The 289-nt window shown below is 73.7% G+C and carries 1 protein-coding gene; it reads right to left on the bottom strand.

All coding sequences use genetic code 11. The features are described from left to right. On the bottom strand, positions 1-289 hold a 289-nt coding region (locus RMT89_RS42265; RefSeq protein ID WP_315889069.1), incomplete at both ends, for a hypothetical protein.

The raw sequence follows: 289 nt of genomic DNA, 5'->3' as shown, positions 1-289 counted from the left end.
GATCGCCTTCGTGCCGGCGGCGATCGCCGGGGCACGCCCGGGGGACGCGGCAAGCCGGGCCGACCATTCGATCCGGCTGCCGCCGCCCTCACCGGCAAGCACCTGCAGGCGGGCGTCGTAGCGCTCGGCGCCGGCAATGCCTTCGAGATGCGTGTAGGACAGGACACGGTCGCTGTCGGACCGGTAGACGAGCTGCTCGCGGTAGAGCGTGTCCTCGCCCCTGGCGGTGAAGGCGCGGATCAGCGTGCCGCGCCCGTCGCGCTCGGCCCGCATCGTCGCGATCGCCGGA

Source organism: Streptomyces sp. P17, from assembly GCF_032436805.1.
Classification (GTDB): domain Bacteria; phylum Actinomycetota; class Actinomycetes; order Streptomycetales; family Streptomycetaceae; genus Streptomyces.
The sequence above is the reverse complement of the archived record's forward strand: the minus strand, read 5'-3'. Positions and strand labels throughout refer to the sequence as shown.